At 44.0% G+C, this 15,513-nt stretch carries 15 protein-coding genes and 1 riboswitch; of the genes, 12 read left to right on the top strand and 3 right to left on the bottom strand.

Annotated elements, in window-relative coordinates; genetic code table 11:
* The first annotated feature begins 142 nt into the window (after window positions 1-142).
* Complete coding sequence (locus F0342_RS18735) at window positions 143-394, top strand: hypothetical protein (RefSeq protein ID WP_149157373.1); 252 nt, start codon at window positions 143-145, stop codon at window positions 392-394.
* Window positions 395-520: 126 nt separating this feature from the next.
* Here the strand turns inward: F0342_RS18735 and F0342_RS18740 are convergent, their stop codons facing one another.
* The gene (locus F0342_RS18740) at window positions 521-1,231 is read right to left on the bottom strand and encodes a DUF1836 domain-containing protein (protein ID WP_149157374.1); all 711 of its coding nucleotides are present in this window, start codon (window positions 1,229-1,231) and stop codon (window positions 521-523) included.
* A gap of 157 nt (window positions 1,232-1,388) precedes the next feature.
* Here F0342_RS18740 and htpX point away from each other — a divergent pair, with 157 nt between their 5' ends.
* Complete coding sequence (gene htpX / locus F0342_RS18745) at window positions 1,389-2,270, top strand: protease HtpX (RefSeq protein ID WP_149157375.1); 882 nt, start codon at window positions 1,389-1,391, stop codon at window positions 2,268-2,270.
* A 279-nt stretch (window positions 2,271-2,549) separates the two neighbouring features.
* A complete protein-coding gene (locus tag F0342_RS18750; protein WP_149157376.1) occupies window positions 2,550-3,698 on the top strand; it encodes an N-acetylmuramoyl-L-alanine amidase family protein in 1,149 nt (382 codons plus the stop codon).
* Window positions 3,699-3,826: 128 nt separating this feature from the next.
* Here the strand turns inward: F0342_RS18750 and F0342_RS18755 are convergent, their stop codons facing one another.
* A complete protein-coding gene (locus F0342_RS18755) occupies window positions 3,827-4,444 on the bottom strand; it encodes a LysE family translocator (RefSeq protein WP_149157377.1) in 618 nt (205 codons plus the stop codon).
* 366 nt (window positions 4,445-4,810) lie between these two features.
* Here F0342_RS18755 and rlmD point away from each other — a divergent pair, with 366 nt between their 5' ends.
* The 9 genes from rlmD to F0342_RS18800 all read left to right on the top strand — a co-directional run bounded on the left by rlmD (window position 4,811) and on the right by F0342_RS18800 (window position 14,643).
* Window positions 4,811-6,175: a 23S rRNA (uracil(1939)-C(5))-methyltransferase RlmD gene (gene rlmD, locus F0342_RS18760; RefSeq protein ID WP_395940705.1), complete on the top strand. Its 1,365-nt coding sequence runs from the start codon at window positions 4,811-4,813 to the stop codon at window positions 6,173-6,175.
* 182 nt (window positions 6,176-6,357) lie between these two features.
* Window positions 6,358-7,815 carry a protein adenylyltransferase SelO gene (locus F0342_RS18765; RefSeq protein WP_149157423.1) on the top strand — a complete coding sequence of 486 codons (1,458 nt, stop codon included), beginning with the start codon at window positions 6,358-6,360 and terminating at the stop codon, window positions 7,813-7,815.
* 130 nt (window positions 7,816-7,945) lie between these two features.
* Window positions 7,946-8,518 carry a cysteine hydrolase family protein gene (locus F0342_RS18770; RefSeq protein ID WP_149157379.1) on the top strand — a complete coding sequence of 191 codons (573 nt, stop codon included), beginning with the start codon at window positions 7,946-7,948 and terminating at the stop codon, window positions 8,516-8,518.
* A 167-nt stretch (window positions 8,519-8,685) separates the two neighbouring features.
* Window positions 8,686-9,474, top strand: coding sequence for a hydroxyethylthiazole kinase (gene thiM / locus F0342_RS18775; protein WP_149157380.1), 789 nt, complete (start codon window positions 8,686-8,688; stop codon window positions 9,472-9,474).
* Window positions 9,475-9,494: 20 nt separating this feature from the next.
* On the top strand, window positions 9,495-10,307 hold the full coding sequence (gene thiD / locus F0342_RS18780) for a bifunctional hydroxymethylpyrimidine kinase/phosphomethylpyrimidine kinase (protein ID WP_149157381.1): 813 nt from the start codon (window positions 9,495-9,497) through the stop codon (window positions 10,305-10,307).
* Complete coding sequence (thiE, locus tag F0342_RS18785) at window positions 10,304-10,960, top strand: thiamine phosphate synthase (protein WP_395940703.1); 657 nt, start codon at window positions 10,304-10,306, stop codon at window positions 10,958-10,960. The genes thiD and thiE overlap by 4 nt, the downstream gene beginning before the upstream one ends.
* Before the next feature lie 139 nt (window positions 10,961-11,099).
* Window positions 11,100-11,723 carry a TetR/AcrR family transcriptional regulator gene (locus F0342_RS18790; RefSeq protein WP_149157382.1) on the top strand — a complete coding sequence of 208 codons (624 nt, stop codon included), beginning with the start codon at window positions 11,100-11,102 and terminating at the stop codon, window positions 11,721-11,723.
* A gap of 2 nt (window positions 11,724-11,725) precedes the next feature.
* Entirely contained in the window at window positions 11,726-12,427 is a 702-nt protein-coding gene (locus tag F0342_RS18795; protein ID WP_149157383.1) for an ABC transporter ATP-binding protein, read from the top strand.
* 32 nt (window positions 12,428-12,459) lie between these two features.
* Window positions 12,460-14,643, top strand: coding sequence for an ABC transporter permease (locus F0342_RS18800; RefSeq protein ID WP_188048613.1), 2,184 nt, complete (start codon window positions 12,460-12,462; stop codon window positions 14,641-14,643).
* A gap of 278 nt (window positions 14,644-14,921) precedes the next feature.
* Here the strand turns inward: F0342_RS18800 and F0342_RS18805 are convergent, their stop codons facing one another.
* The gene (locus F0342_RS18805; RefSeq protein ID WP_395940704.1) at window positions 14,922-15,206 is read right to left on the bottom strand and encodes a DNA-formamidopyrimidine glycosylase family protein; all 285 of its coding nucleotides are present in this window, start codon (window positions 15,204-15,206) and stop codon (window positions 14,922-14,924) included.
* Window positions 15,207-15,342: 136 nt separating this feature from the next.
* Window positions 15,343-15,449, top strand: a riboswitch (SAM riboswitch).
* Window positions 15,450-15,513 lie beyond the last annotated feature (64 nt).

Consider the following 15,513-nt stretch of genomic DNA (forward strand, 5'->3'; position numbering starts at 1 on the left):
ATTGAAGCATGACAGAAAGGTTTGAATAAACAAGTGAATGACTTCTTGGAAGAATCAGTCCATTGAAATAATAGATGTTAAATTTTCAATGACTAAATTTGATTACGGAGTTATGATACTGTACAAAAAGAAGGAGCAATAAATGAACAGAGAATTAGAAAGCATTTTCTTCCTACCCATTCGGATTGGAACATGGATTCAGAAAAGGGTTGGAAAAGGAGTAAAAGGGGTAATCAGTTACGTGGTCATCTACTTCATTGTTACGACCTTCCTATCCATCATCACGAATGGGATAGAAGTATGGTTCATTAATCAGATGTTTTCCTTTTTCAATACATATCTTTTGTTAGGAATGTTATATGTGTTTTTTATTTACTGGAAGAGATCAGAGTAGAAATCCTAACTGAAGAGTGAACTCTCTTTAACTCAATCAAGAGAGGGACGGACCTAACATTTTGATAAAAGAATCAAGAGGGACGGGCCTTCATTTGCAAAAATGAAGGTCCGTCCCTCTAAAATGTTAAGATAATGCATCCGTCACATATTTCTTCGTAGCTGCCTGATAAAATCCTGCCTGTACCGTTAGCACGGATATGATTAGGACATTCAGGACAATTTTTAGATTCTCTTCCTTGATCCCGTTTAAGGAGGATAGCATGGTTATACATTCTTGATGAATAAATTGATCGATTAATTCATTGACAGAACCTGAAGCGGAAGACTTCATCGTCGGCAGTGATTGATGGTGGATCTGGTCAAAGACCGATGCATAGGCAAGGTAAAGATCTGTGGGATTGACGATGTCATCCGTACGGTCTTCTATGTTGTTGAACACCAGGACCAAGATCTTCCGGATGGATTCGAAATCCAAAGTAGCTTTGAGGTCTTCGACGATGAACAGCATGGCGGCTTGTTCGATGGTATATTTTTTTCCCAGCTGCGGGGAACCGATCAACCCTTTCACATCACGCTTCACCCAGTTCTGGACAGTGCTTTGGGGAAAGTTGGTGAATTCGATCAGATTTCCCAGGGAGACGATCTCATTGAGTGAAAAACCGGTTTCTCCTTTTGCTAGTTTGAGGATTTTTTGAATGATGGGAGGGAGGTCGTTTTCTTTATGTAGATTCATCCAGGCATCCTGAAGCACCTTGATGGGGGACCTGCTGTTTATGCCGCTCAGAGATAGCAGCAGGTCGGCCATATTTTTACGTGTCAGTATAAACGTTCTCATCATGATTACCCCGTCTCTTTTACAATATCTTCTTCTATACTACTGGTTCAGTGGGGTCTCGTCAATTTCACCTTTTACTTGTATTTTCCCTGAAAAGGACGTATAATAATTTTAGATACAGGTTCATATGAACTTGAAATGAGAGTGAGGAGACAAGATGGGGAAACGTATATTTTATTTCCTTTTAACGAACGTTTTAGTATTATTGACGATTAGTATCATTTTTTCCGTTACGGGCGCAGGGAACTACATCACTGCCTCAGGCGGAATTGATTTCGGTGCATTATTAATATTCAGTGCGATCATCGGTTTTTCCGGATCATTCATTTCATTGGCCATGTCACGTTGGATGGCGAAGAGAATGATGGGTGTACAAGTATTGAAGCCGGATGGAGCTCTATCTTCTGAGGAACGTGCTGTTGTCGAGAAAGTCCACCGTCTATCAAGAGCGGCTGGTTTAGTGCACATGCCTGAGGTGGGAATCTATCATTCTCCTGAAGTGAATGCCTTCGCGACGGGTCCTTCGAAGAAACGATCACTCGTTGCCGTTTCGACAGGATTACTTCGTGAAATGGATGATGACGCGGTTGAAGGTGTCATTGCCCATGAAGTGGCCCACGTTGCGAACGGGGATATGGTGACGATGACCTTACTGCAAGGTGTAGTCAACACCTTTGTCGTTTTCCTGGCACGAATCGCCGCATGGATTGCGTCCCGATTTGCAAGGGAAGAAATGGCACCAATCGTGCATTTCATCGCTGTGATTGTATTCCAGATCGTTTTCTCAATCTTGGGAAGTTTAGTCGTCTTTGCTTATTCCCGTCATCGTGAGTACCACGCTGACCGTGGTGGAGCGGACCTTGCCGGTAAGGATAAAATGGTCCACGCCCTGCAAATGTTAAAAGCATACTCAAGTCGTATGAAGGGTGAAGATGACACAGCCATCTCTACATTGAAAATCAACGGGAGACGAAAATCAGCGATCTTCTCGACTCACCCTGATCTGGATGATCGGATCAGTCGATTGGAAGCGAAGTAAGTGGTACGGGGGACAGTTTAGATGTCCTGTTACGTTGTAAATGAAAAAAGGTGCCTGATTCCAGCATTGGAGCCAGCGCACCTTTTTTTGTTGTATCCGGAATGAGGGAAATCCAGGATAATAGCATAATCAGCTATGTGATGCTAGAAACATCGCCCTTTCGATCAAGTGAATATCGACAAATTGTCTTCTGGAGTCAGGTACTGGTGCTTTTTTATCCAGCCGTGACCATTTGTACAAGCTGTGAATATTTTACTAGTAGAAGGGGTGATAGATTAAATGGTAAAAGCAAGTGATTTTTTAATAGCTTTAGATGATGGTCATGGGATCGGAACAGCGGGAAAACGTACACCTTATATCCAATCGCTTGGCAGACAGATCCGTGAAAATGAGTTTAATGAGAAAGTGACTTTCTTTTTGAAAGTTGAATTAGAGAGATGCGGATTCAGGACTATCCTGACCGCTCCAACTGATGAGGATACACCATTAAAGTCACGAACGGACTTAGCCAATTCTAAGAGAGCCAATGCCTTGGTTTCCAACCACTTTAATGCCTTTGATGGAAAATTCGATGGTCCGGGAAAAGATGCTGAAGGGCATTCCCTTCATATATATTTCAATGATGACCAGGATAGAAGGCTCGCTGAAAGCATAGCGAATTACTTGAAAGAGGGTACCAGGCAGGTATATCGCGGGATCATTGAGCAGAATCTTCATATGACAAGGGAGTTCAATGGGCCTGCGGTGCTTGTGGAGAATGGATTTATGGATAATGAGAGAGAAGCCCTGCTCATGATCAATGAAGAATTTCAAAGGGAATCGGCAAGGGAGCAGGCTCGTGGGATATGTGATTTTTTCGGCGTTCCTTACGTGGCTGCAGGAAGCGTTGTGGTACCTCCTGAAGCTGGGATAAGCAAGGATGTTATCGGGAAACGGGTGGAGAGCATATATAGAGGTGCTGAAGGACTGGACTTTTACAGTAAGCCGACCTTCCGGGATACCTACCGTGCAGGCACTCTGAAGTACGGATATGGGTTTCCAGAGATTATACGGAAGCTTAAGGTGGAAGGTGCTTATATGTATGAGGTCAAGAACTCAAGGGGACATGTGTATTATGTAACAGCAGCCCCGAAGTTTGTGAAGGTGGAAGGAATCGGTCAATCTACCGGAGGGTCCTCACCGCCGCCTTCATCAGGACCTGTCGCCATCGGGGAAATCACAGTCGTGGGGGTGGCGAATGCCGCCATCATACAGGATCGCCCTGACCGGTTGACATCAAAGGACTTGGGTACCATCGCAAAGGGCATGACGATTCCCATCACAGGATCCCTTAAAGGTAAAAACAGCGGTTCGGGCTACTGGGAAGTCATCTACAACGGCAGAAGAGCTTATATAACAGGAGAATTCGGACGTTACAAAGCCTATTAACAAGTCCGCAATGGGGCGGGGGATATGTTCACTGTCCCCATTAACGATCCGGAAAAAAGTGTGCCTTGACCCTTACATGTTGAAGAATATCAACATAACAGGGATAAGGCACATTTTTTGTCCTGTCCCTAAGACCCGCGTGATTGGAAGGCCAGTTTCAATCCGAGGCTTATGTACACAATTCCGATTCCTTTCCCCAGCCAATTTATTTTGTTTTTTTTATTGAGGAAGAATACTTCTCCAATGGCTGTGTATAGAAATACGAGAGAAGAAGTATACAGGATGCTCATTAGGACAAAGGTCAATCCCAGAATCAATAATTGCATATTGACGGGTAGGCCATCCCTTTGTATAAACTGTGGTAAAAAAGCCAGAAAGAAAAGGGCTGTCTTTGGGTTCAGCAGTTCGATGACCAATGCCTGGCGAAAGGAAAGGTTGGCCATCCGCCGTTTCTCAATGGGCTTTACTGTCTTACTTGAATTCTGGGTGAATGTCTTAATGCCCAAATATATTAAATAAGCTGCACCCACGTATTTCACCATTTCGAAAGCAAGGGCCGATGTCATCAAGATGGCGGATAGTCCCACCACCGCTGCAAGGGTATGGATCAAGTCGCCAGCCGCGATTCCCAGAGCAGTAAGGAGTCCACTTTTCCTTCCACCTTTCATTGTTTGGGAAATCGTAATAAAAACGGCGGGACCCGGGATCAGAAACATCATGAATACGATCAGGATAAATGCCAGCACAGACTTCACACCTCTCTTTTTTTATTCATAATCAATCGCATTTTCATATTTTGTTTCTCTATACAATGTTCTCTTGTATATATGTCTTTTCCTCCTTTGAAGGAAGCGACAGAAAGGTGACTGACAAAATTTGAGTGTTCCACCAATCAACTGAATGGAAGCAGTGATCATGCCACCGTGCTATTGGGATTTGCGAGTCTAACAGAGAAACAACTGGTAGAAGCTGTACAAGTCCTGGTTAAGTCCTGGTTTTAGAGACGGAGGGACAGATCCCTGTTGCATTCAACCTCCATTTTTAATAAAGTATAAAGTTAGACAGAAGTTTTCAAGGAGGACCAGAAATTGACGAATATCAAACCAGAAACCATGGTTGTTACAATAGAAGATTTGGATCAAAAAGGGTCAGGGCAGGCTGTGGTCTGGCGGGAGAATGAGCTCGGCAATCCGAAGAAGTTAAGGCTGACGATTCCTCAAACCCTACCTGGGGAAAGGGTGCAAGTGACGGTGGATCAGCCTGATCGCCGTAGACGAAAGGCAATGCCGGATGAAATCGTCGAAGCCCACTCTGAGAGAATCCCTGCACCTTGTCCGCACTTTGATCGCTGTGGTGGATGTGTATGGCAGCATTGGGATTATGACGGTCAGTTAAAGCAGAAGACGGATCATGTGAAGCATGCGTTGGAAGAGCAGGGCTTTAATCCTGACCTGGTACGGGATACGATGGGGATGGATAATCCGTGGCGTTACCGCAATAAGATGGAATTTACGTTTTCTCCTGAAGGTGCCCTTGGACTGCATGAGCAAGGGAATTTCCGTAAGGTCATTTCCCTTGAAACCTGCTTGATCGCAAGTGAAGAAATGGTGGAAGCGACAATGGAAGTCGCCGATTGGGTGAGGGATCATGGATTAAAAGGGTATAACAAGGACGAGCACGAAGGGTTACTTCGTCATTTAATGGTTCGTCAATCGTTTGTAACGGGTGAACTGATGCTTGGTCTGTTTGGGACTGAGGCGCCTGAAAATCATCAGGAAGCAGTGGACGACTTAGTTGCCCGCGTAGGTGAAAAATTTCCTCAGGTCAAAAGCTTATTGTGGCTTGAAAATACGGCATGGGCAGATCGGACGCAAGCAGAAGAAATTCATCTTTTAGCTGGTCGTGACTTTATTTATGATGAAATGGATGGATACCGTTTCCGTCTTTGGTTTGATACGTTCTTCCAGACGAATCCTACACAAGCTCAAAAGCTCGTTGACTTAGCGATTGAAATGGGACAACCGAAGAAAACAGAAAAAATGATCGATCTCTTCTGTGGAGTGGGGACGTTTTCTCTTCCATTCGCAAGCAGAGTCGGAGAACTTGCCGGCATTGAAATCGTGGAAAGTTCGATTGAGTCGGCTAAACGTAATGCGGAAGATAATGGTATCTCAAACACGACATTCCTTGCCAAGGATGCTCGAAAAGGAATTGACCAAATGCTGGAGAGCTTCGGTCATCCACAGTTATTGATGCTAGATCCTCCACGCTCTGGTGCAGGCGGGAAAGTCATGAGACGTATCGGACGTGCCAAGCCGGAACGTATTGTATACGTATCATGCAATCCGGATACATTCGCGACGGATATCAAGGAGCTTGAACCATTCGGATACACTCTGGATGGTGTTCAACCTGTTGACTTATTCCCTCAAACGGTGCACGTTGAGTGTGTAGCGACCTTGACATTAAATAAATAATAGGGACGGAGCGAACAACAAGTTTCTTGTCCCACTTCTAAAGGTGTCTGACCCTCACAAGGGCAGGCACCTTTTGTATTATTGGTGTACAATCCACATCATGTGTAAACTATAGTAGAGAGAATGTGACAATGAAGAATATCTATGATGAAAATAAGTCAAATTCAAAAGAAGGAGATACTATGACAAAGAGAAACGAAGGATGGAACATAGAAAATAGCTATACACACTTGCCCGAATCTTTTTTTACTAGGCAAGATCCGACTCCAGTCAGTGATCCGACGCTGATCGTTCTGAATGATTCGGTCGCAACAACGCTCGGACTCAACGTCAAAGAATTGCTTGGAGAAAAGGGAGAAGCGTTGTTTTCCGGGAATGAAATACCAGAAGACGCTCAGCCTCTTGCTCAGAGCTATGCCGGGCATCAGTTTGGATATTTTAATATGCTGGGAGATGGTCGTGCGGTCCTGATCGGTGAACAGATCACCCCATCAGGTGAGCGTTTTGATATCCAGCTCAAAGGTGGAGGGAGAACCCCTTATTCCCGAGGTGGGGACGGTCGCGCAGGACTTGGACCGATGCTCAGGGAGCACATCATCAGTGAAGCCATGCATGGACTTGGGATTCCGACTACCCGAAGCTTGGCAGTGGTGACAACCGGTGAGACGATTTACCGGGAAACAGAACAGCAGGGTGCGATCCTGACCCGAGTAGCGGCAAGTCATCTTCGCGTCGGTACTTTTCAGTTTGCTTCCAAATTTGGAACTGTAGAAGATCTCCGCGCACTGGCTGATTATGCGGTGGAGCGTCACTACCCGGAAGGTATGAATGAACCGAACCGTTATCTATACCTGCTAGAAGAAGTCATCAAGCGCCAGGCTGCACTCATTGCCAAGTGGCAAATGGTCGGGTTCATTCATGGTGTGATGAACACAGACAACATGACGATCAGCGGAGAAACCATTGATTATGGACCATGCGCTTTTATGGATACGTATGACCCGGCAACGGTATTCAGCTCCATTGATACCGGAGGGCGTTATGCCTATGGAAATCAGCCTCAAATTGCCGGTTGGAATCTTGCCCGATTTGCTGAAAGTCTTTTGCCGATTCTTCACAATGAACAGGAAGATTCACTGAAGCTTGCTCAGGATGCTGTGATGGAATTTCCTAAACTGTATGAAGCTCACTGGCTCGAAGGAATTAGAGGGAAACTCGGTATTTTCAACGAGGAAGAAGGGGACGAATCCCTTGCAAAAGACCTTCTGGGTTTATTGAAAGAGAATAGAGCCGACTATACAAATACATTCCGTTCATTAACAAATGAAGAAGAAATCGATCTGTTAAAAAATCCGGAATTTATTCAATGGAAAGAACGCTGGGAAGGAAGACTTAACAGGCAAGAAGAATCGAAGGAAGCAACTCATCAGTTAATGCGAAAGCACAATCCAGCTGTGATTCCCCGGAATCACCGTGTGGAGGAAGCGTTGGAAGCTGCGGTGGAAAGTGGTGATTACATGGTTATGGAGCGTTTGCTTGGGGTTCTTAAAAATCCATATCAGTACACAAAAGAACAGTGCGAGTACACGACACTGCCTGAACCATCTGCTCGTGCTTACAGAACGTATTGCGGTACATGAAGAATGAACTAATTGCAGGAAGCCCAAAAGGTTTCCTGCATTATTTTTGAGTGTAAGAGGACTTTCTCACTGATAAGTCGAAACTATTCAAAGATAGATGAAAAAAAATGGAGATAAAGGAGTTTTTCTATTGAACCAAGCATTGCTCGTGATTGATGCCCAGCAGGAATTAATCGAAGGAAATGAAGGGGAACAAGCCGTATTTCAAAAAGAAAGGCTGATTGAAAACATTAATCGGGTCATCCAAAAGGCAACCGAAGCGGGTGCTCATCTCGTCTTTATACGGGATAAGGATGTCGGTGGCGGGGAAGGTGATGGATTTCAGGTTCACAAGGATATCCAAGTTCCCGACAATGCCGCTGTGTATGATAAATTAGCAACCAATTCGTTTTATAGTACGCCATTACTAAGCTTTTTAAAAGACAAAAAGGTCGAACATGTCGTAATCATGGGATGCCAAACGGAATATTGTATCGACACCGCTGTTCGGTATGCAACGGTTAATGGATTGGACGTAACCTTGGTAGCAGATGGTCACTCGACGAAGGATTCATCCGTGTTAAAGGCTGAACAAATTATCCAGCACCACAACAAGGCTTTAAATGGTCATTATAACGTGGATCATTTCTCCGACGTCAGACAATCTGATGAAGAGTTGTTTCAGCCGAAGCATGATTTTTATCGGGAGAAATACGGAATGTAGAATAAGAGAATCCCATTTTGTCTGGCAGAAAGCAGATGGAATGGGCTTTTTTTGTTCTCGAATTGAAGTGTTTTCTCATTTGGATTCAATCCTGATATGCTATAGTAGTAGCATATCAGGGGCAGGTCCCGTCTTTCTTTCATAATGACAAAGGAGGAACAATTAGAATGTATGATTTAGTTCAGAAAGTACGAGAAGAAAATCCATTAGTACATAATATAACGAACGTAGTGGTCACGAATTTTACGGCCAATGGTTTGCTTGCTATCGGGTCATCCCCGGTGATGGCCTATGCGAAAGAAGAAGTAGGGGATATGGCGAAGTTAGCAGGGGCCCTTGTCCTTAACATTGGAACCTTATCGACAGACATCATCGATAGCATGATCATCGCTGGAAAAGCGGCAAATGAAAAAGGGGTACCTGTTATTTTGGATCCGGTTGGAGCAGGGGCAACTTTATTCCGCACCGAGATGGCAAGGAAAATCCTAAATAAAATAAACGTCTCCATCTTAAGAGGGAATGCAGCTGAAGTGGCTCATGTTGCAGGAGAACAATGGTCAATCAAAGGTGTAGACGTCGGCTCGGATGGAGGAGACACGGTGGAATTAGCCCAAAAGGTGGCGGCGCAATTGGATTGTACCGTTGTCATAACCGGGAAAATCGATATCATCTCAAACCGGCAAGGAACCTATTCAGTGGCGAATGGTCATCCGATCTTAACGAAGGTCACCGGGACCGGCTGTTTATTATCATCGGTCATCGGTGCGTTTGCAGCCGTTGAGAAAGATCCATTAAAAGCTGCTGTAACGGCAGTTGCTGCTTATGGAATAGCAGCAGAAAAAGCAGCTGGTGTCACTTCGGAAAAGGGTCCGGGAAGTTTTCAAATTGAATTCATCGATCAACTTTCCTCCATTCGTGAAGAAGATGCTGCACTTGCAAAAGTAGAGAGAATCTAAAGAGGAAAGGTGTTAGTATCATGACTGTATATAAGGCATTGACGATAGCAGGTTCAGATAGTGGAGGAGGAGCCGGTATTCAGGCAGATATAAAAACATTCCAGGAGCTTGGTTCCTATGGGATGTCGGTCATCGCTGCCGTAACCGCTCAAAACACATTAGGCGTTCAAGGCGTGTATCCAGTTTCCATGGAAGGAATCGTTCAGCAATTGGATGCGATTGGCGAAGACCTTGTACCCCATGCGTCAAAAACGGGCATGCTGCATACCGGTGAAGTCATTGAGGCGGTAAGTGAACGAATCCATCATTATGGCTGGAAGAATCTTGTGGTGGATCCTGTCATGATCGCAAAAGGCGGAGCCAAACTTTTACAAGATGAAGCTATTCGCGCATTAAAGGAACAATTAATACCGCTTTCTGCTGTCATTACTCCTAATTTACCTGAAGCAGAAGTAATCACCGGGATAAAGATTGAAACACTGGACGATCGAAAAGATGCCTCTAAGATGCTGATTGAAATGGGTGCCAAATCAGTCGTCATAAAAGGTGGACATGCCGATGGCGAGCAGGTGATCGACCTCTTTTATGATGGTACTACGTTCGAGGAAATGATCTCACCGAGAATCGAGACATCTCATACCCATGGTACAGGATGCACCTTCTCGGCTGCGATTACTGCTCAATTGGCTAAAGGAATGGACATCAAGGAAGCGGTCAAGACGGCTAAAACGTTTATCCGGGCAGCCATTGAAAACCCGCTTGGTATTGGGAATGGTCATGGTCCGACGAATCATTGGGCTTATAATAAGAAGACATTAGGTGAAAGTAAATGATGGATAAACGAGAACGATTAGAGGATTTTCTTACTCTTTACTTTATTATGGGTAGTACAAACTGCCTGAAAGATCCGGTCTATGTGTTAGAACAAGCAATAGAAGGTGGGATAACTCTTTTTCAATTCCGGGAAAAAGGCTTGGGTGCCTTAGAAGGACAGGAAAAGTTGAAACTTGCAGAAAAACTGCAGAAGGTATGTAAGGACGCCGGGATCCCTTTTATCATAAATGACGATGTGGAATTGGCTATAGCCATTGAGGCTGATGGGGTTCATATCGGTCAGGAAGATGAAAGGGCAAGTATCGTCCGGGAAAAAATCGGTCACAAATGGCTAGGGGTTTCCACTCATACACTTGCCGAAGCCCAGCAAGCGATTGCCGATGGGGCGGATTACTTAGGACTTGGTCCCATCTATCCCACCCTTTCAAAAGACGACACAGTCAAAATTCATGGATTGGACATCATCAAAAGCTTTCGAATAAACGATATTCCTATCCCGATTGTGGGGATTGGAGGCATAAGCTCAATGAATGCCAAAGAAGTCATCGATGCTGGTGCGGACGGAATATCGGTGATCTCAGCCATATCAGGTGCCGAAAACATCACAGAAGCGGCGAGAGAATTGAAGAGAGCCGTTCGTCCCGCCCGATAAATATGAAACCAGGCCTGCCCCAACGCGTTAGCTCAATTAACGTGTTGGGGCAGGCATTATTTGACATTCAAAAAAATACCAACTAAAATATGAATAGATTCATAAATGAACGTGTTCACATTTTGGGAGGAACAACAATATGGCAGGATTACGAGAAGATAAAAAACGGCAAACACAGCAGAACATTATGGAAGCGGCGAAACATATTTTTTCTGAGAAGGGATACCAACAGGCATCGATGGCTGAAATTGCAAAGGATGCCGGGGTAGGAACCGGGACCATTTATAATTATTTTCCTTCTAAGGGATCATTGCTGATCCGCATTTTTACAGAAGAAGCCGAGGAGATGAAGGGGGCACTCGATGATCCATACGAGGATGAAGGTGATTTAGTACAGAGTGTGATTGGAGCCATGCATGGCTTCGCTGAGTTTTTCCAGCATTATCCGAAATCGTTTTGGCGTGAGTTATTTCATGTGATGACGGAGGAAGTGGAGGAAAGCATCCGCCTGAGGCAGGGGTTATTCGGAATTGATGAAGAGATGATGAATTGGGTCATGTTTATGATCGAAAGCCATTCAGATTGTTTTCTCGTCAAGGTTGACCCACAGGAAGCGGCGTATGCCATCTTTAGTGCAGCCATGTCGGATACGATGTTTTACATGTATAACGAATCCATGAGTCACGAAGAGTACAAGGAACAGCTGGCGAGGCATATAGGATTTTTATTTGAAGGGAAAATAAAACCGGGAAAGAAGGAATGAAGATGAGCATCTTGAGTATCAATGGAGTTCATAAAACCTATCAAAGCGGCCAAACGACCTTTCAAGCTCTGACGGATATTCACATACAAGTGGAGGAGGGGGAAATTGTCGTCATTCTCGGTCCTTCCGGTTCGGGGAAATCCACCTTGTTGAATGCCATTGGCGCCATTGATGGGATTGATTCCGGAAGTATCAAAATCAATGAGAAGGATATCACCCAGTTGAATGATCGTCACCTCGTGGATTATAGACGGGAAGAAGTTGGATTTGTCTTTCAAATGTATAATCTGATCCCGAATTTAACGGTCTATGAAAATATCGAATTGACGGCGAATCTCACTCCAAAGGCATTGTCAATTCCAGAGGTGATTGATGCCGTTGGATTGTCGGGGATGGAGGATCGCTTTCCGCGTGAATTAAGCGGAGGGCAGCAGCAGAGAGTATCGATCGCCCGTGCTGTCGTGAAAGCTCCGAAACTATTATTATGTGACGAACCGACGGGAGCTTTGGATTCCGGCACATCGAAAGAAATTTTGCAGCTGATTGAGAAAGTGAATAAAGAGTTTAACACGACAGTCCTCATCATTACACATAATCAAGCGATCAAAAGCATGGCGAACCGGGTCATCACACTTAAGGATGGGAAAATTGAATCCGACTTGGTCAATGAACATCAAACTTCTGCTGAAGGGGTGGAGTGGTGATGCCTCTTCGAAAAAAACTCTTTCGGACCATTATGGAAAAGAAGGCGCAGTTTTTCTCTGCGTGGTTTCTGATCGTGATCAGCTCCATTGTGTTTTACTCATTTACCTCAGCTGGAACGAATCTCATTGATAATTTACAGATGTTTTTTAAGGAGAATAAGGTTGAAGATGCTCAATTCATTACACAACAGCCTTTGAAAGATATCAAAGAAATTGAAAAACAGAATGGGGCCGAAATTGACGAGAGGTATGTAGCGGATGTCCCATACAGTAAAGATACGACACTCAGGATGTTGGATGCCACTGAGGATGTCAATCTCCACTCTGTCGTGGAAGGTGAAAACCTGTCCTCGGAGCGGGATATCTTAGTGGATAAAGGTTTTGCCAAAGCTCATGACATTTCGATTGGAAACGAGGTTGAACTGGGAGGGGAAACATTTCGTGTTGCAGGATTTATGGCGATCCCGGATTACATCTATCCATTACAGGAAGAAACGGGCTTTCTGAAAAATCCTGATGCATTCGGTGTCGCGGTCGTGAAACAATCTGTTGTATCAAAATGGGAAGATCATCAGGTTTACTATAGTGTCCGCCTTTCAGTTGCCTCCCCAGAAGAACTGAAGAAGCAAATCAATCAAACGAATCAGATCATCAAATGGACAGATAAAAAAGAAAATAATCGCATTTCCTTCATCAAAGGGGATATTGCCGGCGTCAAAAAGATGGGACAATTTCTTCCGATAGGCATTTTGTTCATTAGTATGGTGATCATTCTCATATTATTGTGGCGTTTAATGAAAAAGGAATATGTGCAAATCGGTACATTGTATGCCCTTGGCTACAGGAAAAGGGAAATTATCCGTCATTATCTCTCCTATGCAGGGATTCTTGCCATCTCAGGGAGTGTCGTGGGCACGATCCTTGGCTGGATATGCTTGCATCCATTGCTATCAACTTTTGCGGCTTATTATAATCTGCCTATATTAGAAGTGAAGCCACATGTGGGTTATTTGCTTACGAGCTTATTGTTACCACTTGTTCTGTTCATCCCGTTAACCTATTATTTGGTTCAACGTGTCTTGAAGATCCCGCCCGTAAGTTTAATAAAAGGTGGGGAACGAAAGGTGAAAGTAAGCAGAATGGAGCGGTTATTTAAACTAAAGAAGCTGCCGTTCCGCCGGAAGTTCGTGATCCGGGAAATCATGCGAAACCTTCCAAGGGCGCTCTTTTTGATCAGCGGTGTGATGTTCGCCACATTATTATTGTTGTTCGGATTCGTCACGAAGAACTCGATGGAGTACCTGGTAACAGATAATTTTCAACAAGTGTACGACTATGAGTATAGCTATCTATTCAAAGCTCTACAGACTGACAATCCTGAATCGGGACAGATCGGAGCTGTGGCCCCTTTTACCACAGATAAGGAGAGTTTGACGATTACGGGCCTGAAATCAGATAATAGAGCCATTCGATTAAAGGACTCCAACGGGGGAGAGCTTAAGGTCAATTCAGTCATCATGAATAAATCACTCTCGGATAAATTAGGGATTCAAGAAGGAGATTCGATTCATGTGACAAATGAATTGACGAACAAATCTTTTAATCTCACCATTGATCACATCGCAGAATCGTATCTTGGAAATATGATCTATATGCCTCTGGAGGAATTCAACCAATTAAATGACTATCCTTCAGGAAGTTATACGGAGGTTTATTCAAACAAAGAACTCACGCTACCGAAAGAAAAGATCGTTTCGACAACCAAATCATCCGATACGATTGACGGATTCAAGGAAATGATCAAGCCATTGAACTATGGAGTAGCAGCGATTGCCTTTGTCGCTGCAATCATTGCTGTCATCATCATCTATATTTTGATTTCCTTATTAATTGAAGAAAATTCATTCAAAATTTCACTCATGAAGGTCATCGGTTATCGGGAGAAATCAATCATGAACATGATGATAGGCTACAATATTTGGTTTATCATCCTTGGATATGTGATAGGTATTCCCGTAACGCTCGTATCGATTTCAGCCTTTATGAATTCGATCACCTCAGAGATGAATGTGACGATTCCCGTAAAGATGGATTGGATAAGTATCCTTATCAGCTTCTTCATCATCCTTGCATCGTATTATGTATCCCTATGGCTGAATCATCGGAAATTGAAAGGTGTTTCCATGAAGGAAGTGATTAACCGGAGTACGGAATAATGACAGGTAGTTTGGTATTATGAGTTAGAAATGGCGTTTCATATGAAAAAGGTGTCTTTGCCTTGAAAGGCAAAGACACCTTTTTTGCGTTTTCCTTCGAGTCCCGTAGTTTCGGAATCGTTTGTCCTTCATCCGTTCCATCAGCTCATCTACTGATACCTCTTCGCTTAAAAGATCGGGTCCCACTTTTGAGAGAGTCGAATGGGTGCCCGGGCATTTCTTCGTCACGAAGAACCTCTATATCAGATGCACTATAGAGAAGTGCCGATTTATTCTCATTATGTATGGCCAACCGGCTGGCGGTTTGTTTTCGGATAGTAATATGTGTTTCTGAAATACCATTTCCCGTAAAGTTGATAGTGGGAGTAGATGGTGTACCCATTGTCAAAGCGGATGAGCATGGCTTTTCCCTTCGTATCCACCCTTGTCACGAGTGACCCCTTTAGCAGATCCCCGTAGTCTTCTAAATGAGGGAAGGCAAAATAAATATCTTCCACGGTTTTACTTTTAATAGCACTTTCAACTGAATCTGCGGCTCGTCTGATTTCCGGACCTTCTGGCATGGCGGTTTCTCCTTTTTAATATAGTTGTTCCCTTTTTACTCCTCAATGTAACATTCAGATAGGATGGGCTACCCAGCAGTTTCATGGTCTTGACATTATTCCAATATATTGATAGAGTTTTAAAAAATCTACATATTTCTTATCCAGAGAGGTGGAGGGACTGGCCCTTTGAAGCCTCAGCAACAGGTCTGTGAAGATACTGTGCTAATTCCAGCGGGTGATTCAAACCCCGATAGATAGGAGCAATCTTTTATTTGTCGGTGACGCACTCGTTCAGGGTGCGTTTTTTGTTTGTCCACTCATTCCA

Source organism: Bacillus sp. CH30_1T, from assembly GCF_008364765.1.
In the GTDB taxonomy this organism is placed as follows: domain Bacteria; phylum Bacillota; class Bacilli; order Bacillales; family Bacillaceae_B; genus Rossellomorea.